Source organism: Spirulina sp. 06S082 (genome assembly GCF_034932145.1).
In the GTDB taxonomy this organism is placed as follows: domain Bacteria; phylum Cyanobacteriota; class Cyanobacteriia; order Cyanobacteriales; family Spirulinaceae; genus CCY15215.
In genome coordinates, this window is the sequence record NZ_JAYGHV010000481.1 from 1 (window position 1) to 1,416 (window position 1,416).

1 protein-coding gene is annotated in these 1,416 nt (G+C 42.6%); it reads right to left on the reverse strand.

Annotation, left to right across the window (positions count from 1 at the left end; all coding sequences use genetic code 11):
* Window positions 1–150 precede the first annotated feature (150 nt).
* Entirely contained in the window at window positions 151–1,152 is a 1,002-nt protein-coding gene (gene secF / locus VB714_RS27200; RefSeq protein ID WP_416309814.1) for a protein translocase subunit SecF, read from the reverse strand.
* Between the last annotated feature and the right edge of the window lie 264 nt (window positions 1,153–1,416).

Consider the following 1,416-nt stretch of genomic DNA (forward strand, 5'->3'; position numbering starts at 1 on the left):
TGTGCTTCAGCATCATTTTTCTCCGTTTGTACCATTAAATAAAGTTTTAATTCTTTCAACAAACTTTGAGAAATATCCATGATTTAAGACTCTATTTAAAGTAAAAGTTAGTCAGAGAGTTTCGTAAGAGAATGCTTTTTTCAGGAAAATTTAAGAACCCGATATATCTGTTTCAGGACGAATTTCATCGGTTATTTCTTCATTAGCAACTAGCTCATCGACTTCAATTTTAGGTTGTTTGGTAATTTGTCGCTCTCGCCACCATGCGAGTAAGGTACTAGCAATGAATATGCTGGAATAAGAACCAAAAATAAAGCCTAAGATTAAAGCTAAAGCAAAGAATTTGAGAGTTTCGCCCCCAAACAAGAAAATCCCGATCAAAGGTAAAACAGTTGTAACTGTGGTATTAATAGATCGCGCTAAAGTTTGATTAACGGCATCATCGACAATTTTCGAGAAAGATTCCCCCTCTTCTATTTGGCTTGTTTCGCGAATGCGATCGTAAATAACTACCGTATCATTGACGGAAAAACCGATAATAGTGAGCAAAGAAACTAAAAATAAACTATCAATTTCATTACCTAAGACTAAGCCCAAAATGGCAAAAACCCCTGCCGTAATCAAGACATCGTGAAAGAGGGCAACGATCGCGAAAATAGCGTAATCGAAACGAAAGCGAAAACTTAAATAAACAACAATACCAAAAAAGGACGCAAATAAAGCACGAACCCCCCCGGATAGCAACTCTTCGCCAATGCTAGGACCGACGGTATCAATTTGCGCGGTTTTCGGGTCAAAATCCCCTAATTCTCGGGTCAGTGCATCTTGAAGTTGGGTGCGTTGTTCAACGCTTAAGGTAGGAGTACGGATAGAGACGGTATAATCTTCAACAATTTGAATCGAGCTATTTTCAAGATTTAAGGTGCCTAAAACTTGACGAACCTCCCCCACCTCGATCGCCTCGCTACAAGTCTCCGTCGCAACGCATTCAAGGGAGAGTTGCAAGCGAGTTCCCCCGACAAAATCCAAACCCAGTCGAATGGGAGACCCCAATTGGCTGTAGGAGAAAATCATAGCGATCGCGCTAATAGCGATGGCGATCGCCGAAATTCCCCACCACAACCCCCGTTGTTTAATAATATTCAGTCGCATTTTAGTTTTTGGTTCTTGGTTATTGATAATTGATAATAATTGGTTATGGGAAATAACAAATTCCTCCCCCATCTCCCCCATCTCCCCCCACTTCCCCATCTCCCCACACTCCCCACACCCCCCACACTCCCCACACTCCCCACACCCCCCACACTCCCCCACCTCCCTACTCTGGTAAATTAGGGCAGAATAGTCCAGGATTTTGACGAACTTTGGGAAAGCCCAAGACCACTAAAAGCATGAGAGTGCGGCTGCAAGTGAGTG

Coding starts and splice junctions, on each gene's coding strand:
- secF (WP_416309814.1), bottom strand. CDS start 1,152: ATGCGACTGAATATTATTAAACAACGGGGGTTGTGGTGGGGAATTTCG.